Origin of the sequence: Pseudomonas flexibilis (assembly GCF_000802425.1) — a bacterium.
Lineage (GTDB): Bacteria > Pseudomonadota > Gammaproteobacteria > Pseudomonadales > Pseudomonadaceae > Serpens > Serpens flexibilis.
On the sequence record NZ_JRUD01000019.1, the window covers coordinates 99,799 to 123,840 of the forward strand.

At 65.7% G+C, this 24,042-nt stretch carries 21 protein-coding genes; 4 read left to right on the forward strand and 17 right to left on the reverse strand.

From position 1 onward, the window contains the following. Nucleotides 1-106: 106 nt before the first annotated feature. From SF06_RS12515 to SF06_RS12545, 7 genes are all read right to left on the reverse strand, one after another. A complete protein-coding gene (locus SF06_RS12515; protein WP_027589704.1) occupies nt 107-1,345 on the reverse strand; it encodes a saccharopine dehydrogenase family protein in 1,239 nt (412 codons plus the stop codon). A gap of 24 nt (nt 1,346-1,369) precedes the next feature. Beyond that, nucleotides 1,370-2,467: a carboxynorspermidine decarboxylase gene (locus tag SF06_RS12520; protein WP_027589705.1), complete on the reverse strand. Its 1,098-nt coding sequence runs from the start codon at nt 2,465-2,467 to the stop codon at nt 1,370-1,372. 195 nt (nt 2,468-2,662) lie between these two features. Further along, nucleotides 2,663-3,082, reverse strand: a complete 420-nt coding sequence (locus tag SF06_RS12525; RefSeq protein ID WP_039561771.1) for an MAPEG family protein — start codon at nt 3,080-3,082, stop codon at nt 2,663-2,665. 89 nt (nt 3,083-3,171) lie between these two features. Beyond that, nucleotides 3,172-3,609: an N-acetyltransferase gene (locus tag SF06_RS12530; RefSeq protein WP_039561772.1), complete on the reverse strand. Its 438-nt coding sequence runs from the start codon at nt 3,607-3,609 to the stop codon at nt 3,172-3,174. A 51-nt stretch (nt 3,610-3,660) separates the two neighbouring features. Then, on the reverse strand, nt 3,661-4,104 hold the full coding sequence (locus SF06_RS12535) for a CopD family protein (protein WP_039561773.1): 444 nt from the start codon (nt 4,102-4,104) through the stop codon (nt 3,661-3,663). A gap of 67 nt (nt 4,105-4,171) precedes the next feature. Beyond that, nucleotides 4,172-4,609, reverse strand: coding sequence for a methyltransferase family protein (locus SF06_RS12540; protein WP_052199814.1), 438 nt, complete (start codon nt 4,607-4,609; stop codon nt 4,172-4,174). Nucleotides 4,610-4,663: 54 nt separating this feature from the next. Then, nucleotides 4,664-5,047 carry a MerR family transcriptional regulator gene (locus SF06_RS12545; protein ID WP_039561777.1) on the reverse strand — a complete coding sequence of 128 codons (384 nt, stop codon included), beginning with the start codon at nt 5,045-5,047 and terminating at the stop codon, nt 4,664-4,666. 73 nt (nt 5,048-5,120) lie between these two features. Between SF06_RS12545 and SF06_RS12550 the strand changes: the two genes are divergently transcribed. Next, entirely contained in the window at nt 5,121-6,182 is a 1,062-nt protein-coding gene (locus SF06_RS12550) for an SDR family oxidoreductase (RefSeq protein ID WP_039561779.1), read from the forward strand. Here SF06_RS12550 and SF06_RS12555 read toward each other — a convergent pair whose 3' ends face one another. The 3 genes from SF06_RS12555 to SF06_RS12565 form a co-directional block, all read right to left on the reverse strand. After that, on the reverse strand, nt 6,183-9,110 hold the full coding sequence (locus SF06_RS12555) for an HD domain-containing phosphohydrolase (protein WP_027589712.1): 2,928 nt from the start codon (nt 9,108-9,110) through the stop codon (nt 6,183-6,185). Nucleotides 9,111-9,194: 84 nt separating this feature from the next. Further along, the gene (locus SF06_RS12560) at nt 9,195-10,502 is read right to left on the reverse strand and encodes a sensor histidine kinase (RefSeq protein WP_039561781.1); all 1,308 of its coding nucleotides are present in this window, start codon (nt 10,500-10,502) and stop codon (nt 9,195-9,197) included. Then, nucleotides 10,499-11,173, reverse strand: coding sequence for a response regulator (locus tag SF06_RS12565; RefSeq protein ID WP_039561784.1), 675 nt, complete (start codon nt 11,171-11,173; stop codon nt 10,499-10,501). Before SF06_RS12565 ends, SF06_RS12560 begins: the two co-directional genes overlap by 4 nt. A 240-nt stretch (nt 11,174-11,413) precedes the next feature. On the opposite strand from SF06_RS12565, the gene SF06_RS12570 reads away from it, so the two are divergent. Together SF06_RS12570 and SF06_RS12575 are read left to right on the forward strand one after the other, a co-directional pair. Beyond that, nucleotides 11,414-12,052, forward strand: a complete 639-nt coding sequence (locus SF06_RS12570; RefSeq protein ID WP_039561786.1) for a c-type cytochrome — start codon at nt 11,414-11,416, stop codon at nt 12,050-12,052. An 11-nt stretch (nt 12,053-12,063) separates the two neighbouring features. Continuing rightward, complete coding sequence (locus SF06_RS12575; protein WP_039561788.1) at nt 12,064-13,059, forward strand: c-type cytochrome; 996 nt, start codon at nt 12,064-12,066, stop codon at nt 13,057-13,059. A gap of 169 nt (nt 13,060-13,228) precedes the next feature. On the opposite strand, the gene SF06_RS12580 is transcribed toward SF06_RS12575, so the two are convergent. The 7 genes from SF06_RS12580 to SF06_RS12610 all read right to left on the reverse strand — a co-directional run bounded on the left by SF06_RS12580 (nt 13,229) and on the right by SF06_RS12610 (nt 22,850). Further along, nucleotides 13,229-14,269: an FUSC family protein gene (locus SF06_RS12580; protein WP_139326696.1), complete on the reverse strand. Its 1,041-nt coding sequence runs from the start codon at nt 14,267-14,269 to the stop codon at nt 13,229-13,231. A gap of 100 nt (nt 14,270-14,369) precedes the next feature. Beyond that, complete coding sequence (locus tag SF06_RS12585) at nt 14,370-15,701, reverse strand: deoxyguanosinetriphosphate triphosphohydrolase (protein ID WP_039561791.1); 1,332 nt, start codon at nt 15,699-15,701, stop codon at nt 14,370-14,372. 256 nt (nt 15,702-15,957) lie between these two features. After that, nucleotides 15,958-17,178, reverse strand: coding sequence for a beta-ketoacyl-ACP synthase I (fabB, locus tag SF06_RS12590; protein ID WP_027589719.1), 1,221 nt, complete (start codon nt 17,176-17,178; stop codon nt 15,958-15,960). A 12-nt stretch (nt 17,179-17,190) separates the two neighbouring features. After that, nucleotides 17,191-17,706 (reverse strand): 3-hydroxyacyl-[acyl-carrier-protein] dehydratase FabA, encoded by a 516-nt coding sequence (gene fabA, locus SF06_RS12595; RefSeq protein WP_027589720.1) that lies wholly within the window; start codon nt 17,704-17,706, stop codon nt 17,191-17,193. Between the two features lie 158 nt (nt 17,707-17,864). Then, nucleotides 17,865-19,742, reverse strand: a complete 1,878-nt coding sequence (locus SF06_RS12600) for an ATP-binding protein (RefSeq protein WP_052199818.1) — start codon at nt 19,740-19,742, stop codon at nt 17,865-17,867. Nucleotides 19,743-19,801: 59 nt separating this feature from the next. Further along, the gene (locus tag SF06_RS12605; RefSeq protein ID WP_052199815.1) at nt 19,802-20,716 is read right to left on the reverse strand and encodes a hypothetical protein; all 915 of its coding nucleotides are present in this window, start codon (nt 20,714-20,716) and stop codon (nt 19,802-19,804) included. Nucleotides 20,717-20,720: 4 nt separating this feature from the next. Beyond that, on the reverse strand, nt 20,721-22,850 hold the full coding sequence (locus SF06_RS12610; protein WP_076380827.1) for a TonB-dependent receptor plug domain-containing protein: 2,130 nt from the start codon (nt 22,848-22,850) through the stop codon (nt 20,721-20,723). A 135-nt stretch (nt 22,851-22,985) separates the two neighbouring features. On the opposite strand from SF06_RS12610, the gene SF06_RS12615 reads away from it, so the two are divergent. Next, a complete protein-coding gene (locus SF06_RS12615; RefSeq protein ID WP_027589723.1) occupies nt 22,986-24,008 on the forward strand; it encodes an NAD(P)H-dependent glycerol-3-phosphate dehydrogenase in 1,023 nt (340 codons plus the stop codon). Nucleotides 24,009-24,042 lie beyond the last annotated feature (34 nt).

The following is a 24,042-nucleotide window of genomic DNA, read 5'->3' on the forward strand; positions in this document are numbered from 1 at the left end:
CTGAGAAGATGGCCAGATCCGTAGAGCTCAAGGCGCAGTCTTGGCCACCGCGCTCAGAAACGACATCGCCCGCCGAAAGGCGGGCGATGCGTATTGCACGTGACGGTCAGGCGTTCCAGGGACGGTCGCCGTGCTCGTCCTTGACGCGGGTCGGCAGGCCCATCTGGTCGAGCAGGGTCAGGAACGGCTCGGGCGGCAGCTCCTCCACGTTGACCATCTGCCGTGCATCCCAGTCGCCACGGGCGATCAGGCGGGCGGCGGCCACCGGTGGCACGCCGGCAGTGTAGGAGATGCCCTGGCTGTCGGTCTCGGCGAAGGCTTCCTCGTGGTCGGCCACGTTGTAGATCAGCACTTCGCGCGGTTGGCCATTCTTGCTGCCCTTCACCAGGTCGGCGATGCAGGTCTTGCCGGTGTAGCCGGGCGCCAGCGAAGCCGGGTCGGGCAGCACGGCCTTGACCACCTTGAGGGGCACCACTTCCTGGCCCTCGGCAGTCTTCACCGGCTGCTCGGAGAGCAGGCCCAGGTTCTTCAGCACGCTGAATACATTGATGTAGTGGTCGCCAAAGCTCATCCAGAAGCGGATGTTCGGCACGTCCAGGTTCTTGGACAGCGAATGCACCTCGTCGTGGCCGGTCAGGTACAGGTTCTGCGCGCCGACCACCGGCAGGTCATCGGTACGCTTGACCTCGAACATGCTGTTCGGCGTCCACTGGCGGTTCTGCCAGCTCCACACGGTGCCGGTGAATTCGCGGAAATTGATTTCCGGATCGAAGTTGGTTGCGAAGTACTTGCCGTGCGAGCCGGCGTTGACGTCGAGAATGTCGATGGAGTCGATCCGGTCGAAGTACTGCTTGTTGGCCAGCGCGGCCCAGGCGTTGACCACGCCCGGGTCAAAGCCGATGCCGAGAATGGCGGTAATGCCTCTCTCGCGGCATTCGTCCAGGTGCTTCCACTCGTAGTTGCCATACCACGGCGGGGTCTCGCAGATCCTGCTCGGATCCTCGTGGATGGCGGTGTCCAGGTAGGCGGCGCCGGTTTCCATGCAGGCGCGCAGCACGGACATATTGAGGAAGGCAGAGCCAACATTGATGACGATCTGCGAGTCGGTCTCGCGGATCAATGCCTTGGTCGCCTCGATATCCAGCGCATCCAGGGCATAGGCCCTGATCTCGGCGGGCTGTTTCAGGCTGCCCTTGGCCGTGACGCTGTCGATGATGGCCTGACATTTGGAGAGATTGCGCGACGCAATGGCGATACGACCCAGTTCGTCGTTGTGCTGCGCGCACTTGTGAGCCACTACCTTGGCAACACCCCCTGCACCAATGATCAGTACGTTCTTCTTCAATTATTTCTCCCTCGCTGCCGGCCTTCAGGAAAGGCTGGACAGGTAGTCGTCGTAACCAAATTCACGGACCAGCTCGATGCTGCCATCGAGCTGCCGCACGGCGATGGACGGCATTTTCAGGCCGTTGAACCAGTTTTTCTTGACCATGGTGTACCCTGCCGCGTCGATGAACGACAGGCGATCGCCGATGGCCAGCGGACGATCGAACCGGTACTCGCCGAAGATGTCTCCGGCCAGACAGGATTTGCCGCACACCATGTAGGTGTGCTCACCCTCGCTGGGTGCCATCTTGGCATTCAGGCGGTAGATCAGCAGGTCGAGCATGTGCGCCTCGATAGAGCTGTCCACCACCGCCAGGTGCTTGCCGTTGTAGAGGGTGTCGAGCACGGTCACTTCCAGCGACGCGCTCAGGGTGATCGCGGCCTCGCCCGGCTCCAGGTAGACCTGCACGCCGTGGCGTTCGGCGAAGGCTTTCAGGCGCGCGCAGAAGGCATCCAGCGGGTAGCCTTCGCCAGTGAAGTGGATACCGCCACCCAGGCTTACCCACTGCACCTGCTTGAGCAGATGGCCGAAGCGCTCCTCGATATGGGTCAGCATCTGGTCGAACAGCTCGAAACTGCTGTTCTCGCAGTTGTTGTGGAACATGAAGCCGGAGATCTTGCCGATCACCGCCTCGATCTTCGCCGGGTCGTGCTCGCCCAGGCGGCTGTGCGGACGGGCCGGGTCGGCGAGGATGAAATCGGAGCTGCTGACGCCCGGATTCACCCGCAGGCCGCGCACATGATTGGCCGAAGCCTGTTCGAAGCGCTGCAGCTGGCCGATGGAGTTGAAGATGATCTTGTCCGAGGCGGCCAGCACTTCCTCGATCTCGTCGTCGGCCCAGGCCACGCTGTAGGCGTGGGTCTCGCCGGGAAACTTCTCGCGGCCCAGTTTCACTTCGTACAGGGAGGACGAAGTGGTGCCGTCCATGTACTGGTGCATCAGATCGAACACCGACCAGGTGGCGAAGCACTTCAGCGCCAGCAGCGCCTTGGCCCCGGAGTGCTCGCGCACGTAGGCGATCTTCTCCAGGTTGGGCAGCAGTTTCTGCTTGTCGATCAGGTAATAAGGCGTCTTGAGCATCTGTAAACCCGTGCGAGTCGGCTGGCGGAGGCGGCCAAGGCCCCCCCTTTTCAAAGAGGGGGCGCATTGTGCCGATAACCGTCGCGGACTGGAAGGCCGCGAGCTGACTATCTCGTTTCGGGTTGTCTCAACTCAAGGTGACGAACAGATTGCAACGCCGGTAAATGGCGTCGAAAAACCGATACCCGGCGCCGTTCAGCTAGCCGCCAATTGCCAGGCGCTGAGCCCCAGGAGCGCCAGCAATACGCCGGTGCCGAGCACGAACACCGGCATACGGCGCGAAAGCTGGTTCGAGCCGATGTGAATACCGGCATGCACCACGCGCAGCGCCACGTACAGCCAGGCGAGCAACAGCGCCGGCAGGCTGACCCCGTCGATGGCATGCAGCATCAGGCACAGCGCGTAGAACAGCACCGGGGATTCGAACTGGTTGGCCAGATTATTGGACACCTTGACCACCGGCTCCGGCCAGGCCCGGTTGTCCAGCGCGGCTTCCCTCATGTTGACGGCGCGGGACTTGACTGCGCCGGCCTTGCGTCGGGCGAGGACGATGTAAATGGCAAGGGTCAGGGCGATCTGGGCGAGAACCGGCCAGAAAATCAGTGCGGCATTCATCCGTTGAACTCCAGGTGGCGGGGAGACTGTGCGAGCAGGGGTCGATTCTGAACGATGCGCCGGCCGGCAGCCGGCACGGGTGCGCAGATTCAGGCGGCTTCCGGGTCGGCCCAGGTCATGGTCCATTCCTCGTGGCCGGTATGCTCGTCCGGCTGGCGGACCTGGCGGCGGAAGCCATGCTTCTCGTAGAAGGCGATGCTGCGCGCGTTGGCGGCGTATACGCGCAGCGTGAGCTCCTGGCGCAGGTGCTGGGCGTGCTGGAGCAGGCGTGCACCGATGCCCTCACCCTGGCGGTCGGGCGCCACGAACAGCGCCGACAGGGTTGGGCCGACGAGGGACAGGAAACCCAGCACCTGGCCATTTTCCTCGTACACATAGGACTCGGCGGCCGGCAGGTAGACCTCCTGCATGTCGCCGACCCGCGCCACCCAGTAGTCCGGGGTGATGAAGTCGTGGGCCTGGATGGAAGCGTTCAGCCAGACGCCGAGCACGGCGTCCATGTCGGTAGGGGCGAAGGATCGGATCATGTTCTTGTTCTTCGAGGATCGGATGGCCGGATGCTCGCACAGAAGCCGTTCTCAGGCCAGCCAGCCGAGGCGGAAGCCTACACCGGTCAGCACGAAGAGCACTGCGATCAGCGTGACGGGGTATACATGCCAGGCCAGCGCCGTCAGGTTGTGGTTGCCGAGCCGGGGAATGATGCGCAGCCGGGCATCGGCCGCCAGTGCCGCGGTAGCCAGCAGCAGGCCGAGCTTGATCAGCAGCAGGTTAGCGGCCGGGTTGGCGCGGTTGCCCAGCGCGGCCAGGTCCGGCAGGTAGTGGGCCGCCAGGTACAGGCCACTGGCGATCTGTACGATCAGCGCCGGGATGCCGACGCGTTCGTAGGCGGACTCGAAACGGCGGAGGAACTCCAGGTCCCGGCTGCGCAGCACCTTCGGCAGGATGGCCAGCGCCAGCACCAGATGCCCGCCGGTCCAGACGGTGGCGCCCAGCACATGGGCGAGGAGGGCGAGTTCGTACATGGGTGGCTCCTGTCAGCTGGCGGTGCTAGAGCATTCCGCGTGTTCACCCACATGGCCTTGACGGGGATCAGAGCCAGCGCCGCGTGCGTTGCCGATAGGCCTGAAACTGCTCGGCGAAGCGGCCTTCGACCATGCGTTCCTCGCGGGGAATCACCACCTGGTTCATGTAAAGGAAGAAGGCCAGCGGGCCGAGCAGCGCCGGCCAGGAATCACGCCACAAGGCGAAGCCGATCAGTACGAGCAGCATGCCCAGGTACATGGGGTTGCGTGACAGTCGGTAGAGGCCGTCAGTGACCAGGGTATCGGGGCTGCGGGTCGGGTCCACCGTGGTCCCGCGTGCGCGGAACAGCCCGGCGGCAAGGATCAGCAGCAGCCCCCCGACCAGCAACAGGGCTATGCCGAGCCAGGGCAGTCCGGGCAGGCCCAGGGGCGCGGGCAGCAGGCGGTCGAACAGCCAGGGCAGGCCGAGCAACGCCAGCATGACCAACAAGGGATAACGTGCCATGGAGCCTCCTGGAATACGGTGCTCGGGCAGTCTACGCGGCGCGCCTGGCGCTGCCTATCCGGACGGCTTCGGGCAGTTGCCGGCCTGCTGCGCGGCGCGGGCCAACAGGCGCTCGCGCTCGGTTTCTAGCAGCTCGCGCAGCCGGCTCAGTTCGTCCATGCGGGCCTCCAGGACGACGAGCTTGTCCGCGATCAGCGCGGCGCCTCGGGCGCAGTCCAGTTGTCGGTTGCGCCGCGCGGCAAGCAGTTCGCGGCATTCCTCCAGGGCAAACCCCATGGCCTGGGCGTGGCGGATGAAGGCCAGTTCGGCCACGGCCTGCTCGTCGTACTCCCGGTAGTTGTTGGCGCGCCGGCGGGCCTGCAACAGGCCGATGCGCTCGTAGTAGCGCAGCGTGTGCCGGCTGGCGCCGCTGCGGATTTCCAGTTCGCCGATACGCATTCCGTGCCCTCTTGACCTTCGACTGGGCTCGACAGTTTAGCCTGCGTCGCCTCTTCACCAAGGAAGCGACACGATGACCACGACCTGCCTGGTAACCGGCGCCAGCGGCTTCATGGGCCGCCATCTGCTGGCGTCTCTCACAGCCCACGATCACACAGTGCTGGCCCTGCTGCGCAGTCCTGACAGGCTGCCGGCATTGCGGGCGGAGGTCGACGCCCTGGGCGGGTGTGGCGACCGGCTGCATGCGCTGGCCGGTAATCTCGCCAGTCCCGGCCTGGGACTGAACGGGGCCGATCGCCGGCAGGCCGCACAAGCGGCAGTGGCTTTCCATCTGGGGGCCCAGTTCGCCTGGCGGCTGCCAGTGAGCCGGGCGCGCACGGTGAATGTCGAGGGCACCCGGCAGGTCGCCGAGCTGGCCGCCGCCTCCGGGAGCCGGTTGCTGATGGTGGGTGGCTTCATGCTGCGCAACCCCATGCACCTGCGACGCCTGGGCATTGACCTGGAGCGGCCGTCGCGCACCGATTGGCCGGCCGTCTACCGGCGCAGCGGGGGCTACGAGGGCAGCAAGCTGGAAGCGCATTTCATGGTGACACGGCGGATGCGCGAGCTGTCCGGGGCGCTGACCTGCATCCACCCGGCGACGCTCTGCGGCCACAGCCGCACAGGCCATATACTGCCAACGCAGCCGCTGGCCGGGTTGATCGACAACCTGGCCCGTGGCCGACTGCGGGCCATCCCCGGCACGCCGGCGCACTGGCTGCCGCTGGTGTGCGTGGATTTTCTTACCGAGCTGACGCGCCTGGCGGCGTTCGATCCCGCCATGAAAGGTGGCGAGTTGCTGGTGCTGGACGATGCCACGCCGAGCCTGGCCGGGCTGGTTCATCGGCTGGCGCAGGCGCTTGCCCTCGAGCCGCCACATCGGCACCTGCCGCTCGGTCTGCTGCGTGCCCTCCTGCGGGTGCCGGGAACGGCGCAGCTGTTGCGTACCGAGCCGGAGTCGCTGCATTTCATCCAGACGCACCGTTTCGATACCACGGCGACCCGCGCCTTCGCGGCGCGTCACGGTGTGCCCTGGCCGGATATCGGCGCGGCGCTGGAGGCCACTGCGCGGTTCGCCGGCTCCGCTGGACGCTAGTCAGGCGATGCCTGCGTGCGCCAGTATGGCGCCTTCATCCACCGCGTCGATCTGCTCCGGCGCCAGGAAGCGCTCGCCGTACTGGCGCGGCAGGTCGTGGCGAATGAACAGGCGGAACAGGTCGGGATCGATGTGGCCGTTGCGGCACATGTTGGCCATCAGCATGAGGGATTCGCTTAGGGTCTTGCCGCGCTTGTAGGGGCGATCGACGGCGGTGAGTGCCTCGAAGATGTCGGCAATGGCCATCATGCGCGCTGGCAGGCTCAACTGTTCGGCGCTGAGCCGGCGCGGGTAGCCGTTGCCGTCCATCCGCTCGTGATGACTGCCGGCCATGTCGGGGACCTCCTTGAGGTGCGGCGGGAAGGGCAGATGGCCGAGCATGATCAGGGTCTGCACGATGTGGTGCTTGATCAGGTAGCGTTCTTCCTCGGTGAGGGTGCCGTGACGCACCGACAGGCTGTACAGCTCGCCAAGGTTGAACTTGTACTCGGGCACGCGCATACGGAAGCCCCAGGGATTGTCCGGTGCGATGCGTTCCTGCTCCGGTCGCTCGATCAGATGGTCGGGGCGATCAGCCAGCAAGGGTTCTTCCACCGGTAGCGCCGCAGGCGGCTGGCCGGCCTTGCGCTGGGCTTCTTCCCAGGACAGGCCCAGGCGATCGTCGAGGGTGCGCAGCCAGCGGCGCCGGGCAATGCGCTGCAATCGCTGCAGGTCCGCCTCGGCCATGTTCTCGCTGCCCAGGTTGCAGCGGGCGACGAAGGCGAAATCGTCGTCCAGTTCGGCCAGTTGGCGCTCACGGCGCTCCGCCAACTGCGCCGCGTCTCCCCCTTCGGCCAGGGCGCGCCAATAATCGACCCAGGCGTCGCGCTTGAGCACCTCGAAGCGGGTGCGGATCTCGTGGATGCGGTTGTAGAGCGTTTCCAGCTTGGTGGATTTGTCCACCACGTATTCCGGCGTGGTGACTTTGCCGCAGTCATGCAACCAGGCGGCGATATGCAGGGCTTCCCAGTCCTCGGCGCTGGGGCGGTAATCGCTGAAGGGCGGTTCGCTACTGGCCGCAGCGGTGCGCGCCAGCATCAGGGTGAGTTCCGGCACGCGCTGGCAATGGCCGCCGGTGTAGGGGCTCTTGGCATCGATGGCGCCGGCAATCACCTGGATGAAGGCCTCCAGCAGGCGCTTCTGGCGATCCAGCAGGCGCTGGCTCTCGATGCTCAGCGCGGCGGCGCCGGAGATGGCCTCCACGAAAGCGATGCGTGCCGGCTGCAGCAGGCTGGGATCGCCCTGGGCACCGGTGATGCGGTTGAGCAGCAACAGCACGCCCAGGGTGTCGCCCTGGCGGTTGTGCAGGCCGATGCACAGCAGCTGCAGCTGGCGACAATCCAGGCGCTCCATCAGCTCGCGCAGGTCGCCGGCCTGCTCGTAGCCGAGGGCGATCAGCAGGCTCTCGCCGCCCTCGGCCGGCTGGCGCAGCCAGACGGGAGCGCTGGCGCTGTTACGGTAGGCGAGCAGGCCGCCGCGCACTGGCGCGTCGTGGGAGTTGCGCAACAGCCAGCCGTGGGGCTCCAGACGGCCGCTGTCGGCATCGCGCAGGTACAACAGGCCGGCGTCGGCGCCGCCAATCCCCAGGGTTTCGCGCAGCACGCGTTCGAGCAGGGCTTCATAGCGGGTTTCGGCGGCGAGCGAGGCGTTGATTTCCAGGAAGCTGGCCAGGTTGTTTCGCATGTGCCGCATGACGCCGGCCAACTGGTCGATTTCCAGCACCGGCGAGCGGTTGTCCACCGTCTGACTGAAGTCGAAGCGGCCGATGGCCTCGGCGTTGCGCGCCAGACTGCGCAGCGGCAACACCACCAGGCGCGAGGCCAGCCAGGCCAGCAGCATGCCGAGGGCGGTGACGCCGATGGTGATCAACGCGCTCTGCCAGCGAATGCGGTAGGCGTCGCCGAGCAACTGGTCCTCCGGCACCAGGATGGCCAGGTTGAGGCCCTGTGGTCCGCCCTCGGCGATGCGGCTACGGGTCACCAGCCAGTCGCGTCCGGCCAGGCGCAGGCGGCCCTGCAGCAGGGTGGGCATGTCGAACAGCGCGGCCAGGCCGGGACTGAGTCGCCGGGCGGGAATCAGCTCCTGGGCGCTTTCGTCGATCACCAGGGCGCTGCTGGGGTAGGCCACGGCACGCCCCTGGCTGTCGTAGAGCACCAGTTGGGTATCCGGGGTGACATTGTGGCGGGCGAGGGTGGCGGACAGGTCGGCCAGGGTCAGGTCGGCAGCCAGCACGACCTCGCCATGCACGGCCAGGGCCAGGGTGGTGCCCACCTGGCGGCTGGAATAGAAGACGTAGGGCTCGGTGGTGATAAGCCGCGCGCTGTCGCGGGCTTCGACAAACCAGTTGCGGGTACGTGGGTCGTAGGCTTCCTCGGTTTGGGGTGCGCGGCTGACGACGCTCAGCGTGTCGTCGTAGAAACGGTGCTGGGAGACGATGCGCCGGCCATTACGTTCGATCGACCAGACCTGGAAGCGCGCGTTCGGCGGGGCATCGAACAGCGACCTCAAGCGTTCATCGCGCAGCGGCCTGACCATGAAGAAATCGCCGTCCGGATAGCCGACGTACAGTGAGTCCAGCTGGGGATTGTCACGCAGCGCCTGGCTGAAGGGGCGCAGCAGCGGCAGGCGCTGATCCAGATCGCGGCCCTGGGTCGCCGGCGCCTGGGCCAGCAGGTGCAGCAGCCGCCGGATCGGCGTGAAGGTGTTCTGCAGGTCCTGCTCGACGGCCTCCTGAATCTGCACTGACAGCTGGGCGCTGCTGTCATAGATGATCTGGCTGGCCTGGCGGTAATGGAACACGCCCAGCACGAAGCCGCTGAGCAGCAGCAGGCTGCCGAACAGCAGGGTGATCAGGACATGCAGCGGCAAGCGGCGAAAAGCCTTGGGCATCGTGGTACTCCAGGGCGAGCCACCATCCCTGGCCCGCGACGGGTACCTGCAAGCTTAGTCGGGGGGCTAGCCGGCGCGGTGGTGTCAGCCGCGCAGCGGCACGCTCAGGCTGACGCGCAGGCCATCGGACCGGTTGTCGAACGCGAGACGAGCGGCGCAGCGCTCGGCAATGGCCTGGACGATGGCCAGGCCCAGGCCGTTGCCCTTGCCCTGGCTCCAGAACCGCTGGGTGAGCCGCGGCAGGTGCGTTTCGGGCACGCCGGGGCCGTGATCGCGCACCGTGAAGCGCACCTGGCCGCCTTCCTGCTCCACCCACAGCTCCACACCCGTGCCGGCTGGCGTATGACGCACGGCATTCTCCAGCAGGTTGCGCAGCGCGGTAATGGCCAGCACCGAGGGCATGGCCAGCGGGGCGTCGGGCAGGGGCTCCAGCAGATGCAGCGCGACAGGCGCGGGACTGACATCGTGGATGGCCAGTTCGGCCACATCGCGCGCCAGCAGGGGTTCGTCGTCTTCCAGTGGCAGCTGGCCCTCCAGACGCGCCAGCAACAGCAACTGCTCGAGGGTGCGCTGCAGGCGGTTGGCGCCCTGTTCGGCATTGGCCAGCGCCCGTTCGGCGGTGGCGCCCTCGGTCATTCGTGCCACTTGCAGGCAGGTCTTGATTACCGTCAACGGGCTGCGTAGCTCGTGGGCCATGTTGTTGGTCAGGCAGCGCTCGCGTTCCATGGCCTGGCTGATGCGCTCGAGCAGCAGGTTCTGGGAGGTCACCAAGGGGCGCAGCTCGCTGGGCAGACCCTGCTCGGGCAACGGGCTCAGATCGTCGGCGCTGCGCCGGGTCAGGGCTTCGCGTACGCGCGTCAGCGGCGCCAGGCCCTGGCCGATGCCCAGCCAGAGAATCGCCAGGCTGCCGAACAGCGCTACCACTGCGGGTACCGTGGCGCTCAGCCAGATGGAGCGTTCCAGTTGCGAGCGTTCCTCCAGGCGGTCGGCGGTGGTGATGCGCAGGCCGTGGTCGCTGACCAGCGTGAAGCTGCGCCACGGGTGGCCGTCGATGGTCTGGGAGCGAAAGCCCTTGTCCACCTCCAGGGGGGCGCCCGGCAGGGCATGGCTGCGGGCCAGCACGGTGCCGCGCAGCGAACTGACCTGGCAGCGCAAGCCATTGGGGATGCCCAGCTGCTCGGCGCTCAGGCGCTGCTCGTGCAGGCCGTTGAGCAGTTCCGGGGGCAACTGCGCGACCAGGCCGGCAACCATGCGTGCCGACGCCGCCAGGCGCTGGTCGAGCGCCAGCATGGTCTGGTTGCGCAGGTCGTAGAGCAGCCAGGTGGCGGCCAGCGTCCAGAGCAGCAGGAAGGCGCTGCCGAGGATCAGCGTCAGGCGCAGGCGCAGGCTCATGGTTCGCTGCGCTCGGGCTCGCCGAGCCGGTAGCCGAGTCCGCGAACGGTTTCGATGATGCGGCTGCCCAGTTTGCGACGCAGGTGATGGATGTGCACGTTGAGGGCGTTGCTCTCCACGTCGTCGCTAAAGCCGTAGAGGGCGTTCTTCAGTTGCTCGCCGCTAAGGATGCGTCCGGGATTGTGCAACAGGGTTTCCAGCAGGGCATGCTCGCGTCGGGTCAGCTCCACGGGCAGGCCGTCGAGCAGTGCTTCCCGGGTGCTGGGGTCGTAGCGCAGCGGACCGTGCTCGACCGGATTCACGCAGCGGCCACCGGCGCGGCGCTGCAGGCTGTGCAGGCGGGCGCTCAATTCGCGCAGGTCGAAGGGCTTGAGCAGGTAATCATCAGCGCCGGCCTGCAGGCCGGCGACCCGATCGCTGACGGTGTCGCGGGCGCTGAGCACCAGCACCGGTATCGCCAACCCCTGCCGGCGCAGGCGTTGCAGTAGGGACAGGCCATCTTCATCGGGCAGGCCCAGGTCCAGGATCAGCACGTCGAAGGTGGCGGCGCGCAGCATGGATTCCGCAGCGATGGCGCTTGCCGCATGCTCGATGGTCAGGCCCTGGGCAAGGAGTCCGGCGACGATGCCGCTGGCGATCAGGGGGTCGTCTTCGACGAGCAACACAAACATGGCAACCACTGGTAACAGAAACCTGCCGGCATTATGCCTCGGCGCGCGCCAGGAGTGCTGATCCCGATCAGCAGTCGCGACTTGCTACCTTCGGAGGGTAAGTGCAGACACCCCAGTTAATGCCTGCTTAATCGAAGTGCGGCAATTTGGCACAGTAATTCCATAAGGTCTTCCCGCCGTGTCTTCGGAGGCGGTGGCGGGACCAGCCCGATGTACATCTCCAACGATGAGGGGAGCACAATGAAGAAGCTTCTGACCCCGCTGGCCTTCGCCATGGCGCTGGGTGCGGCATCCGCCGCCCAGGCGCTGGAAGGCGACGCCAAGGCAGGCCAGCAGGCCGCCGCCGTCTGCACCAGTTGCCACCAGCCCGATGGCGGCGGCATGAACATCGCCGGCGGCCAGTCCTGGCCGCGCCTGGCCGGCCTGGATGCCGACTACCTGTACAAGCAGCTGCGCGACATCAAGGCCGGTAGCCGTCAGAGCCCGGTCATGATGCCGTTCGTGAGCATGCTCAACGAGCAGCAGATGCGCGACGTGGCGGTGTACTACAGCCAACTGCCTGCCACCGCCGGCAAGGGGGGCGAGCAGGCCAGCGCCGAAGACCTGGCCCACGGCGAGAAGCTGGCCACCGTCGGCGATTGGGAGCGCTATATCGTGCCCTGCCAGAGCTGCCACGGCCCGGGCAATCTGGGCGTCGGCGGGCAGTTCCCGGCGCTGGCCGGCCAGCACGCCGGCTACATCGCCGATCAGTTGCGCGCCTGGAAGAACGGCACCCGCGACAACGACCCGCTGCACCTGATGCTGGCGATTGCCGAGCGCATGGATGAGAAGGATATCCGCGCGGTATCCCAGTGGCTGTCCCGGCAGCCGGCCAAGTGAGGAGCGAGTCGATGAATATCCCCTTCGTGAAACTGTCCGCCGCCATTGCGGTGGGCCTGCTGAGCCTGAACGCCACCGCCGCCGACGTGCGCTTCCCGGTGGACATGCCCAAACCCAAGGAAGGCCAGCTGGTGCACGTGCCGCCGACCATGGACGACCTGGAGAAGAGCCAGCTCCATCCGGAACTCAAGCGGGTGATCCGCCGGGGTCATGATCTGTTCATGAACACCCAGCAACTGCGTGGCAAGAACGTGTTCAACAACATGAACTGCAGCAGCTGCCACATGGGCGAAGGCCGCCTGCCGTTCGCCGGCCCGGTATGGCCGGCGGCGGTGACCCTGCCGGACTTCCGGCCGAAGAACAACCATGTGAACAACCTGGAGGAGCGCATCGCCGGCTGCTTCAGCTATTCCATGAACGGCACGCCGCCGGCCTATGGCAGCGACGACATGCTGGCGTTGTCCGCCTATCACCAGTGGCTGGCCAAGGGTGTCGAGATGTATCCCAGCGCGCCAATTTATGGCCGCGGCTACCCGAAGCTGAACGACCCGCAGCAGAAGCCCGACTACAAGCGTGGCAAGCAGGTGTACGAGGCCAAGTGCAGCCTCTGCCACAGCAACGACGGCAGTGGTCTGGTGCAGAACGGCAAGGTGGTGTTCCCGGCGGTATGGGGCGACAACTCCTACAACTGGGGCGCCGGTATCGCTCGCACGTTCACCCTGGCGGCGTTCGTCAAGCACAACATGCCGCTGGGCCAGCGTGGCACCCTGAGCGATCAGGAAGCCTGGGACGTGGCCTACTACATCGACACCCAGGAGCGTCCGCAGGACCCGCGCTACACCGGTAACGTGAAGGAAACCCGGGCCAAGTACGACGCGACCTTCCACAAGGCCACCAACTACGGCCTGACCGTCAATGGCAAGCTGCTGGGTGACCACGACAACACCGGCAGCAAGCCCTTCCTCAAGCCCGAAGCGCTCAAGCCGCGCACTTTTACGGCTGAGTAAGCGCCTGCTGTTGACTGAACCCTGGGGCCGGCTTCACACCGGCTCCAGGGTTTTTTGTGCCCGCCGGATGTTGCTGCGCCGCGCCGACCGGCAGTGCGAGTTGACCCGTGTCGGGGTAAACCAGGCGGGGCTCGGTTTCAATTGGCCCTGCGGTCACGCCTAGACGGCGCTATGCCGAGCGCCTTCTCGCCAGCACCCGCTGCAGTGCTTGCACCAGGCTGGCCATCATCAGCACCAGCACAATTCCCAACACCACATTAAGCAGGCGTCCCTGCGGCTGTAGCCAGTCCGTGGCGAGGCCTTCGCGCAGCAGCAGGCAGCCCAGGGTGGTCTGGATGGCGAACAGCAGGTAGTGGCTCGCCTGGAAGGCGCGGTTGAAGAAGATCACCGGCAGCAGCAGGGCGCTGAGCAGCAGCGGGCGCTGCAGGCTGTGGCCGATGGCGGTCATCAGCGCGCTGACCAGCAGCACGGCCAGCGCCATATACAGCAGCGGCCGCAGGCCACGCACCAGGTTGAGCTGCAGCATGATCACCACCGTCAGGCTCAGCCAGTAGCCGTGGGCCAGCTCCAGCAGGTCGATGAACAGCCCGGCCAGCCCCAGGGCAAGGATGCAGGCCAGGGCATGCAGCAGCCACGGCTGGCGCGGCACGCTGCGGGCCTGGCGGCGCATCACGCGCAGCACCGCCAGCAGGCGTGGCATGTAAGGCCAGGTGCGCAAGGCATGCAGGCCGCGCAGGATGAACGCCAGCAGTGTGGTCCACAGGGCACCGAGCAGGAACAGCATCGCCACCGCGCCGGCATTGTTCAGGTCGCTCTGGCCATGGCTGCCCTGGCCGAGACACAGGCAGACCGCCAGGCCGAGCCCCAGCTTGCCGGCTTCGTTGCCGTAGCGTTGCAGGCGGGCCAGCAGCAGGCCCATGGCGGCGAACAGCAGCAGGCTATACAGCGGATGGCTGGCGGCGGTGTAGCCCAGCGCCGCGGCGAGGGCGCCTAGGGTACCGATGAGCAGCATGCGCAGCATGCCGTAGCGGTGCAGCGGATTGGCCAGGGCCGCCTGGAACGCGCCCAGCGCCGCCCAGAGGAAGCCGTTATGGCCGCTGACCAGACCGAGCACAAGGGGCAGGGCGCAGCCGAGCGTGGCGACGGTGGCGACACCCCAGACCGGTGCCGAGAAGCCGTGGCGCACGGCATGGGGAATACGAAGACGCATGGTTCGGGTGTCGTGACGGTTGGTGTAAGGCCTGTCGGCATTGCGGTAGCGAAGCGGGAGGCCTGCGCTGAGTAGACTGACAGGCGCCGGCAACGTTCAGTCACATCGGCCGGGCCCGCCCGGTCAGCTCCAGGGCCATTTCGCTGGCGTAGCTGTCGGTCATGCCGGCGATGAAATCCAGCATGCGCAGATAGCCCCGGTACAGCGGCCAGTTCGGATCGGGCGCGTTGTTGCCCAGCAGGTCGAGCACTCGGCGATGCTTGAAGGATGGCGTGCGGCCACCATGCTGCTCGCGCGCCGCGCCGCAGAAGGCGTTGAGCAGGATTTCCAGGGTGGTGTAGGCGCCGATCTCGTGCAGGGTCTTGCGCTTGTCCTGGAAGATCTTTTCCCGGGCGGTGGCCTTGGCCTGCTGTACGCAGTAGCGCGCCGGTCCTTGCATGTGTTCCACCAGGTCGCCTTCAAGGGTGCCGGCCAACAGGGCATCGCGCTGGTCCACGAAGGCGCGGGCGGCGGCGTTGGTCAGGTGCTCGATGGCCTTGCCGCGCAAGATCGCCAGCTTGCGCCGCCGCGAGTCGTTGGGGCCGAGCTGGCGGTAGGTTTCCGGCAGGTCGTCGCCGACCAGGCCGAGCAGCAGGGCTTCGACCTCGCCGTAGTCGAGCAGCTCCATTTCCAGGCCGTCTTCCAGATCGATCAGGCCATAGCAGATGTCATCCGCCGCCTCCATCAGGTAGACCAGCGGATGCCGGGCCCAGCGCTGTTCCTCCAACTGCGGCAGGCCCAGCTTGCCGGCGATCTGCTCCAGCACCGGCAATTCGCTCTGGTAGCAGCCGAACTTGTGCTTCTTGTAGCCCAGGGCGTCGGCGTGGCGCGAGGTCCAGGGGTACTTCAGGTAGGTGCCGAGGGTCGCGTAGGTCAGCCGCATGCCGCCGTCGAACTGGTGGTACTCGAGCTGGGTCAGCACCCGCAGGCCCTGGGCGTTGCCTTCGAAATGCAGGAAGTCGTTGCGCTGGTCGTCTTCCAGGTCGTCCAGCCAACCGCGCTCCCCGGCCTGCTGGAACCAGTGGCGAATGGCATCCTCCCCGGAATGGCCGAACGGCGGGTTGCCGATGTCATGGGCCAGACACGCAGACTGCACGATCATGCCCAGGTCGCCGGGGTCGCACCAGTCGGGCAGCTCGCCACGCAGCATCTCGCCGACGCGCATGGCCAATGAGCGGCCGACGCAGCTGACTTCCAGCGAGTGGGTCAGGCGCGTGTGGATGTGGTCGTTGCTGGACACCGGGTGCACCTGGGTCTTGCGGCCCAGGCGGCGGAAGGCGCCGGAGAAGATCACCCGGTCGTGGTCCTTGTGGAACGGCGAGCGGCCAAGCTCCTCGGTGCCGTGCACGGGCTTGCCGAGGCGTTCGCGGCTGAGCAGGGAATGCCAGTCCAAGGGCGGGTCTCCTGAAGGGGCGGAGGCTCAAGCTTGGCCATTTGCGGTGGATTGGACAAGCGAGCAGGGCGTCGTTCGCGGCGCGATTGTCTGCCGTAGGGTGGGTAACTCGCGCAGCGATTACCCACCGAAGGCGGGTGCCCTGCGGTAGACAAGGCTGCGCCGTTGTCTACCCTGCGGTTCTGCTGCGGCCCCTCCACGGGCACTGAAACGAAAAAGGCGCCCGAAGGCGCCTCTCTCAATTCCGCGACCGGGCTTACTTGCCCTGCCAGCGCTTCAGGATCAGGGTGGCGTTGGTGCCGCCGAAGCCGAAGCTGTTGCTCATCACGGTGTCGATCTTGGCGTTCTCGACGGTGCTGCGCTGGATCGGCAGGTCGGCGACTTCCGGGTCCAGCTCTTCGATGTTGGCCGAACCGGCAATGAAGTTGCCTTCCATCATCAGCAGGCAGTAGATCGCTTCCTGCACGCCGGCGGCGCCCAAGGAGTGGCCGGACAGGCTCTTGGTGGAGCTGATGGCCGGGGCCTTGTCGCCGAACACTTCGCGCACGGCGCGGGCTTCCGCGACGTCACCTACCGGGGTGGAAGTGCCGTGGGTGTTCAGGTAGTCGATCGGGCTGTCGACGGTGGCCAGTGCCTGCTGCATGCAGCGCACTGCGCCTTCGCCGCTCGGGGCGACCATGTCGTAGCCGTCGGAGGTGGCACCGTAACCTACGATCTCCGCGTAGATCTTGGCGCCACGGGCCAGGGCGTGCTCCAGCTCCTCGACCACCACCATGCCGCCGCCGCCGGCGATCACGAAGCCATCACGCTTGGCGTCGTAGGCGCGGGAGGCCTTCTCGGGGGTGTCGTTGTACTGGGTGGACAGGGCGCCCATGGCATCGAACAGGAAGCTCTGGCTCCAGTGCTCCTCTTCACCGCCGCCGGCGAAGACGATGTCCTGCTTGCCCATCTGGATCTGCTCGACGGCGTTGCCGATGCAATGTGCGCTGGTGGCGCAGGCCGAGGAGATCGAGTAATTGACGCCCTTGATCTTGAACGGGGTGGCCAGGCACGCGGACACGGTGCTGCCCATGGTGCGCGGGACGCGGTACGGGCCGACGCGCTTGACGCCTTTTTCGCGCAGGGTGTCCAGGGCTTCCATCTGGTTGAAGGTGGAGGCGCCGCCCGAGCCGGCGATCAGGCCGGTGCGCGGGTTGGAGATCTGCTCTTCGCTCAGGTTGGCATCGGCAATGGCCTGCTGCATGGACAGATAGGCAAAGGCTGCTGCGTCGCCCATGAACCGGTAGACCTTGCGATCGATCAGCTCTTCCAGATTCAGGTCAATCGAGCCGGAGACCTGGCTGCGCAGACCCATTTCGGCATAGGACGGATTGAAACGGATGCCCGGGCGGCTGGCGCGCAGGTTGGCGGAGACGGTTTCTTTGTCATTGCCCAGGCAGGACACGATGCCCAGGCCGGTAATCACGACGCGACGCATACGGATTGACCCTTAGAAATTGTCAGTGGAAGTGAACAGGCCGACACGCAGGCCTTCGGCGCTGTAGATTTCGCGGCCATCGACGCTGACGCTGCCATCGGCGATGGCCAGGATCAGCGAGCGGTTGATGGTGCGCTTGATGTGCAGGTTATAGGTGACCTTCTTGGCGGTGGGCAGCACCTGGCCGAAGAACTTCACCTCGCCCGATCCCAGGGCGCGACCGCGGCCGGGGTTGCCCTGCCAGGCCAGGAAGAAACCGACCAGTTGCCACATGGCGTCCAGGCCCAGGCAGCCGGGCATGACGGGATCGCCTTCGAAGTGGCAGCCGAAGAACCACAGGTCCGGGTGGATATCGAGCTCGGCGACGATCTCGCCCTTGCCGTACTTGCCGCCGACGTCGGAAATATGGGTAATCCGGTCGACCATCAGCATGTTCGGCGCGGGCAGTTGCGCATTACCCGGGCCAAACAGCTCACCGCGGCTGCAGCGCAGCAAGTCTTCCCGGGTGAAGGCGTTCTGTTGTGTCATGCGAGTTCCTCAATAGTCCCAGTCATGGCTCTGGGTAAATCGTTCATCTGCACGCGCGTGACGGTGCAAATCAGCCTAAGAGACAGTCGCCTGGGCGAGAAAGTCACAGGCAACGGGATACAAGTGTTCGCCAAATGCGAATCCGAAGTGCAGAAACTTTAGCACTCGCCGTCAGGCGACTCCTTGCGTTCGGTCAGCCAGCGTAGCAGCAGGCGCTGTAAATCGGCCCGTTTGAAGGGTTTTGCCAGGTAGTCGTTCATGCCGGCCGCCAGGCAGGCTTCGCGGTCCCCGGGCAGCGCGTTGGCGGTCAGCGCGATCACCGGCACCTGCGCGTAACCTGGCAGGGTGCGCAGTACCCGGGTCGCGCTGAGGCCGTCGAGCTCGGGCAGCTGGCAGTCCATGAGGATGGCGTCGAACTGCTCGGAGCCGGCGCGCTGCAGGGCTTCGCGACCGGTGTAGGCCTGGCTGATGCGATAGCCCAGACTGCGCAGCATGGCCTGGGTGACGGCCTGGTTTACCGCGTTGTCCTCGACGATGAGGATGTGCTGGCCACCGCCGAGTGCCGCATCCAGCGGTTCCCGATCCGGTACGTTCGCGCCTTGCAGCGAGCACTCGAGGGTCAATTCCAGGGTAAAGGTGGAGCCGCTGCCGGGCTGGCTGCGCGCAAACAGCTGGCCGCCCATGCCCTCGGCGAGGGTGCGGGCGATGGACAGGCCCAGGCCGGTGCCGCCATAGCGGCGGGAGATCGAGCTGTCGGCCTGCTGGAAGGGATCGAACATGCGCGCCAGCCGCTCGGCCTCGATGCCGATGCCCGAATCCTGCACGGCGCAGCTGAGCCGCAGGCGCGATTCGTCCACCTGCTGCCAGCGAACTTCCAGGCGCACGCCGCCACGCTCGGTGAACTTAAGGGCGTTGCCCAGCAGGTTGACCAGGATCTGCCGCAGGCGGGTGGGATCGCCGCGCACCTCGTAGTCCTCCAGGCCCGGCTGAGTGTCGGCCTCCAGGCTCAGGCCGCGCTGCTGGGCGCCCGGCTGGAAGGCCTGCAGGGTGTTCTGCAGCAGCTCGGCGAGGTTGAACGGGATGTGTTCGAAGTCCAGCGAGCCGCGTTCGATGCGCGAGAAATCCAGGATGTCGTTGATCACCTTCAGCAGGTGTTCGGTGGATTCGTTGGCCAGTGCCGTGTACTCGGCCTGCTCGGAATCCAGGGGGGTGGTTTCCAGCAGCTGCAGCATGCCGAGCACGCCGTTCATGGGGGTGCGCAGTTCATGGCTCATCATGGCCAGGAAGTCCGATTTGGCACGGTTGGCCGCCTCCGCTTCCTCACGGGCCAGGGTCAGCTGGCGAATGCTGATCTGCTGCTCGCGGTTGGCGGTGGCCAGTGCCACCGCCAGCTGGTTGATATGGCGGGCCAGGTCGCCCAGCTCGCGAATGCGCGGCTCGGGCAACAGGGCAACCTGTTGGCCACGCCCGATAGACAGCACCGCGCGGTCCATGTCGCCGATGGGGCGGGACAGGCCGCGGGCCAGACGCTGGGCGAGCAGCAGTGTGAAGGACAGGGCGAAGGCCAGCAGCAGGCCCGCGCTGATCAGTATCTGCCGCTGGCGCTCGCTGAACGGGTTGTCGGTCATGCTGACGCGCACCCAGCCGAGCCGTTCCTCCGTCAGCGAGGACTCGTCGCGGCCGAAGGGCAGGAACGGATCGCTCAGGGGGATCGGCTGGCGGCGAATCGACGCCACATAAAGGGACACATTTGCCTCATTGGGCGCGGCCGGCTGGCCACCCACCGCAAGCAGGCGATCGTTGTGATCGTAGACCTCCACGGCACGCAGATAGGGGGTATCCAGGCTGCCCTGCAGCAGACTCTCCAGCACCAGCGGGTTACCGGTGATGACGCCGAACTCGGTAGCTGGAGCAAGCTGGTCGGCAATCAGTTGGCCGACCTGATCGCGCTCGGCACGCAGGTCCTGCAAGCGCGTGTGGGTGAAGTAGGCGATCAGCAGCAGTCCGAGCGCAAGCGCCGGCAGCAGGCTGACCATCAATGTGCGGGTGTGGATGTTGCGGCTGTGCCAGGAGAAAAAATGCCAAGGGGTGCGTTTCACGGGGAGGCCTCCAGGCGTTGCAGCGCTTGTTCCAGCTGGTGCGGATCGGTCATGGGGATGCCGAGCGACAGGGCGACCCGGGTATTGCCCATTACCTTGAAATGGGCTGGGTAGAGTTCGTGGGGCCAGGTGGCGGGATCTCGGTCGAGCAGGGTGCCGAGGGTGTCGAGCCAGTCCTGCTGATCGCTGTAGGTGCTGACCAGGCTGCCGGCATGCACGAAGGCCGCAGTTGGGCCGATCAGCGCCTGGCGCCGGCCATAACTGCTCAACAGCAGGGTCTTGATGGTGTGCGGGTTGTACAGGTGCGGGTCGTCGAGACCCAGCAGCACGTCGCTCTGGTCGAGCAGGCGGCCGAGAACCCGGGGGTCGCGGGTGTTCGGCCAGAAGTGCGCATTGATCTCCAGCTCGCCCGCGGGCGTCACCTGGCGCAGCTCCTGGACGAGGAAGGCACTGTCGTTGCTGTACAGCACGCCAATGTGGCGGGCCTGGGGTAGCAGGAGTCGGATCAGGTTCAGCTGGCGCGCGAGCGGCGGGTCACCCCACAGCAGGGTGATGCCCAATGGCTGTCGGCGCCCCAGGATCTGTCGTCCTTCGATCCGGTTGACCTGCATGACCAGGGTCGGCGGCCCTTCCACGGAGCGCTGGCGCCAGTCGAGCAGCTCTGGGCCGATGAGGATCAGGCGCAGATCCCGTGGCAAGTCCGCGACCGCCGGCAACTGCTCGGCACGGGAAAACTGCACACGATCATCCGGCCGGCTGGCCTGTAGGCCCACGAGGAAACGCTGCAGGGCCGGACTGCTCTCCTGAGCCGCGACCAGGATCTCCAGTGCCTGTACGGCTGGCGCTCCGGCCAGCAATAGCACCGCAAGGCCAGCTGCCCGCAGTGCGTTCATCCTTGAAAGAGTGGTCATGGAGTCAGAGTTCTACTCCTGCGGAGAGCCAGTAGACGTGGCGCTGTTTGTAATTGGTGTTCCGGCCGCCGAGTGGGTTGTCGTCCAGGCGCTGTTGCCAGGTGCCGCTCAGTTCAATACCGGTGCTGCCCATCTGGAACCGTTTGGTGACATGCAGATCAAGCCGTTCGAAGCGGTTTTCGTTGAGGCTGTCGGCCCCGAGATAGGTAAGGTTGCTATTCCAGCCTCGGCCCCATTCGCGCAGCCAGCTCAACGAGCCGCTGTGGCGCGGCGTCAACTCACTGTCGTAGTGGTGGGTGGCCTGGAATTCGATATAGGCGTAGCTCAGACGCAGTCGGTCGCTCTGCCCGAGCTGCCAGTTGGCATCGCTTTCCCAGCCATGGAAGCTCAAACGGTCATCATTGGTGGGGCTGGGATCGCCAAGCGAGGGCCAGAAGGTAATCAGGTCGGTAATGTCCTCGTCAAACAAGCGCACATCCAAATGCAGGCCGAGGTTGGCAAAGTGTCCGTTGTAGCCCAGTTCACGGGAAACGATATGCTCCTGGCGCAGCCCGCCCTGCGCATGACTGCTCAGGAACAGATAGGCTGACCCTTGGCCCAGCACGGCAGGCTGCAGGTTGCGCACCCGCATTCGCCAGTCGGCCGACTCTTCGAACATATCCGGTGAGCGAACCGCCTCGGCGTACACTGCCCGTATGCCATGGGCCGGGTGAAACAGATAGTTGACGGCTACGCGGGGCGACAGGGATTCGCCGATCATGCTGTCATGCTCGTACATCGCGCCGCCTTGAAGGAGCCATTCGGAGGTCGCGTACCACTCGAGATGTCCAAACACCCGGGCGATGTTCTTGCTGCGCGAGCCGTCGAAGTAGGTTTCCGAGGTGACGGCATCGTGCCGGTAACTCGTACCGCTGATTAGCCGCAGGTGATCGCCGATACTCAGCGTGTCTTGAACCTCGAGATCGAACCGGTTTTCGCGGCTGTTGGCATTGAGCAGGCCGCAGGTATATGCGTCGAATCCCAGAAGGCTAAGGTCCTGCATCAACTGCTGTGTCAACGTCATCTGTTGCGGTGTGGCAGGTACGGGTTGCGCGCCTTGCCCGGAGGCATAGGCGATCAGGGCGTTGACGTATGAGGGCGATTGTCCATAGAGCTGCGATAGAGCGGGACTGAAATAAATCTGTGGCGCGCAGGCGCGCCATTCCTGGATGCGCTCCCAGTGCTGCACCGCCCCCTGCACGTAAACCCTGTGGGTAGGGGAGAGGTCGATATTCCAGCGCAGGCTGGCAGCGTAGTCCCGGGCGTCGACATCGGCACGTGAGTCCTGCAGGTTGGCCGGGTAATCATTGGAATACTCGTAGTTCTTGTCCTGATTGGTGCCCGACTTCAATGCCAGTTGCCAGTCGAGCGAGTGACGGCTGTCCAATTCATGAGTGCTGCGCAGATTGAGGCGCGACAGTCGCTGGCTGTCCGGAAAGTCGTTGCCCCGGCGATCCATGTCAAAGCGGTCATGATCGAATGCGGACAAGGATATGCGCATGGCGCCACCGTCCCAGCCGAAACCGTGCCTGGCGTACCAGTCTTCAATGCCTCGCTTGCCAGTTGTGTAGCTCAGTTGGGTGCCCAGGCTATCACTGGGTTGGCGGGTGATGATGTTAATCACACCCAACAGTGCATTGGCTCCATAGCTCACAGTGTTCGGACCGCGGAACACCTCGATGCGCTCGATATCTTCGATTGCTACCGGGATGTCTACCCAGTCGACCTGGGCGAGCGCGGGGCGGTATACCGAGCGGCCGTCGACCATGACTTGCAGGCGCCTCGCTGCGGCACCCAATCCGCCGTGGTAGTTGACCGTGGTGGCGCTACCCTCGGGAATCACCAGCATGCCCGGCACGAGTCGTAGCAGTTCGGTAATTTCCCGCGCGCCGCTGGTACGGATCAGCTCGCGGTCGAGCACTGTGATGCTGCCGGGCACGGCAGCGGGGGCTTGTTGCAAACGTGTGGCGGTGAGGATTTCTGGAAGCTCAGTGGTGCCGAGAAAAAGCTCGAAGGCATGTGCGCGACCCACAGAGCACAGGGTCAGCCCCAGAAGCAGGGGCGGCAGCGATTTCGCTAATCCGGGGAATGGCACAGGACAACTCGTTTCAGGCCAGGAAAGGCCGGCATGTTAACCGAGACGGTGGTGCCACGGGCAAGGCGGTACTGTCCGCAACGGCCGCGCTCCGTATAATGCGCCGTCGCCACGGGGGTGGCTGGAGATAAAAGAATGACTGAACGACAACCCATTGCGGTTCTGGGTGGGGGAAGCTTCGGGACGGCCATCGCCAACCTGTTGGCAGAGAATGGCCAGATCGCGCGCCTGTGGATGCGCGATGCCGAGCAGGCGGAAACGATGCGCCGCGAGCGGGAAAATCCCCGCTACCTCAAGGGCATCCGTATTCATCCCGGCGTGGAGCCGTGCAGCGATCTGGCCGAAGTGCTGGCCGCTTGCGAACTGGTGTTCGTTGCGCTGCCCTCCAGCGCGCTGCGCCAGGCCCTGCAGCCAGTGGCCGAGGCGCTGCGCGGCAAGCTGCTGGTCAGCACGACCAAGGGGATCGAGGCGCAGAGCTTCAAGCTGATGAGCCAGATTCTCGAGGAGATCGCGCCGCAGGCCCGCATCGGTGTGTTGTCCGGTCCGAACCTGGCGCGTGAGGTGGCGGAGCACGCACTGACCGCCACGGTCATCGCCAGTACCGATGAGGAGCTCTGCCGTCGCGTGCAGGACGCGCTGCATGGCCGTACCTTCCGGGTCTACGCCAGCAGCGACCGTTTCGGTGTCGAACTGGGCGGTGCGCTCAAGAACGTCTACGCCATCATGTCCGGTATGGCCGCCGCCATGGGCACCGGGGAAAACACCAAGAGCATGCTGGTGACCCGCGCCCTGGCGGAAATGACCCGCTTCGCCGTGCGTCTGGGCGCCAACCCGATGACCTTCCTGGGCCTGGCCGGTGTCGGAGACCTGATCGTCACCTGCTTCTCTTCCAAGAGCCGCAACTACCAGGTGGGCTACGCCCTGGGGCAGGGGCTGTCGTTGGAGGAGGCGGTGGGTCGCCTGGGAGAGGTGGCCGAGGGGGTCAACACCCTCAAGGTGCTCAAGGGCAAGGCCGAGGAATTGCAGGTCTACATGCCGCTCGTGGCCGGTCTGCATGCGATCCTCTTCGAGGGGCGCACGGTGGACCAGGTCAGCGAGGCGCTGATGCGTGGCGATCCCAAGACCGACGTGGATTTCATCCCGGCCAGTGGTTTCTGATCGGGTCGGGTATCACTAACCGAGGAGTAAGACC

Excerpts from the sequence above, each read along its gene's own strand:
- SF06_RS12575 (WP_039561788.1), top strand. The coding sequence starts at position 12,064 with ATGAATATCCCCTTCGTGAAACTGTCCGCCGCCATTGCGGTGGGCCTG.
- SF06_RS12605 (WP_052199815.1), bottom strand. The coding sequence starts at position 20,716 with ATGACCACTCTTTCAAGGATGAACGCACTGCGGGCAGCTGGCCTTGCG.
- SF06_RS12560 (WP_039561781.1), bottom strand. The coding sequence starts at position 10,502 with ATGAGCCTGCGCCTGCGCCTGACGCTGATCCTCGGCAGCGCCTTCCTG.
- fabA (WP_027589720.1), bottom strand. The coding sequence starts at position 17,706 with ATGACACAACAGAACGCCTTCACCCGGGAAGACTTGCTGCGCTGCAGC.
- SF06_RS12550 (WP_039561779.1), top strand. The coding sequence starts at position 5,121 with ATGACCACGACCTGCCTGGTAACCGGCGCCAGCGGCTTCATGGGCCGC.
- SF06_RS12545 (WP_039561777.1), bottom strand. The coding sequence starts at position 5,047 with ATGCGTATCGGCGAACTGGAAATCCGCAGCGGCGCCAGCCGGCACACG.
- SF06_RS12525 (WP_039561771.1), bottom strand. The coding sequence starts at position 3,082 with ATGAATGCCGCACTGATTTTCTGGCCGGTTCTCGCCCAGATCGCCCTG.
- SF06_RS12535 (WP_039561773.1), bottom strand. The coding sequence starts at position 4,104 with ATGTACGAACTCGCCCTCCTCGCCCATGTGCTGGGCGCCACCGTCTGG.
- SF06_RS12520 (WP_027589705.1), bottom strand. The coding sequence starts at position 2,467 with ATGCTCAAGACGCCTTATTACCTGATCGACAAGCAGAAACTGCTGCCC.
- SF06_RS12570 (WP_039561786.1), top strand. The coding sequence starts at position 11,414 with ATGAAGAAGCTTCTGACCCCGCTGGCCTTCGCCATGGCGCTGGGTGCG.
- SF06_RS12540 (WP_052199814.1), bottom strand. The coding sequence starts at position 4,609 with ATGGCACGTTATCCCTTGTTGGTCATGCTGGCGTTGCTCGGCCTGCCC.
- fabB (WP_027589719.1), bottom strand. The coding sequence starts at position 17,178 with ATGCGTCGCGTCGTGATTACCGGCCTGGGCATCGTGTCCTGCCTGGGC.
- SF06_RS12555 (WP_027589712.1), bottom strand. The coding sequence starts at position 9,110 with ATGCCCAAGGCTTTTCGCCGCTTGCCGCTGCATGTCCTGATCACCCTG.
- SF06_RS12580 (WP_139326696.1), bottom strand. The coding sequence starts at position 14,269 with ATGCGTCTTCGTATTCCCCATGCCGTGCGCCACGGCTTCTCGGCACCG.
- SF06_RS12600 (WP_052199818.1), bottom strand. The coding sequence starts at position 19,742 with ATGGTCAGCCTGCTGCCGGCGCTTGCGCTCGGACTGCTGCTGATCGCC.
- SF06_RS12530 (WP_039561772.1), bottom strand. The coding sequence starts at position 3,609 with ATGATCCGATCCTTCGCCCCTACCGACATGGACGCCGTGCTCGGCGTC.
- SF06_RS12565 (WP_039561784.1), bottom strand. The coding sequence starts at position 11,173 with ATGTTTGTGTTGCTCGTCGAAGACGACCCCCTGATCGCCAGCGGCATC.
- SF06_RS12615 (WP_027589723.1), top strand. The coding sequence starts at position 22,986 with ATGACTGAACGACAACCCATTGCGGTTCTGGGTGGGGGAAGCTTCGGG.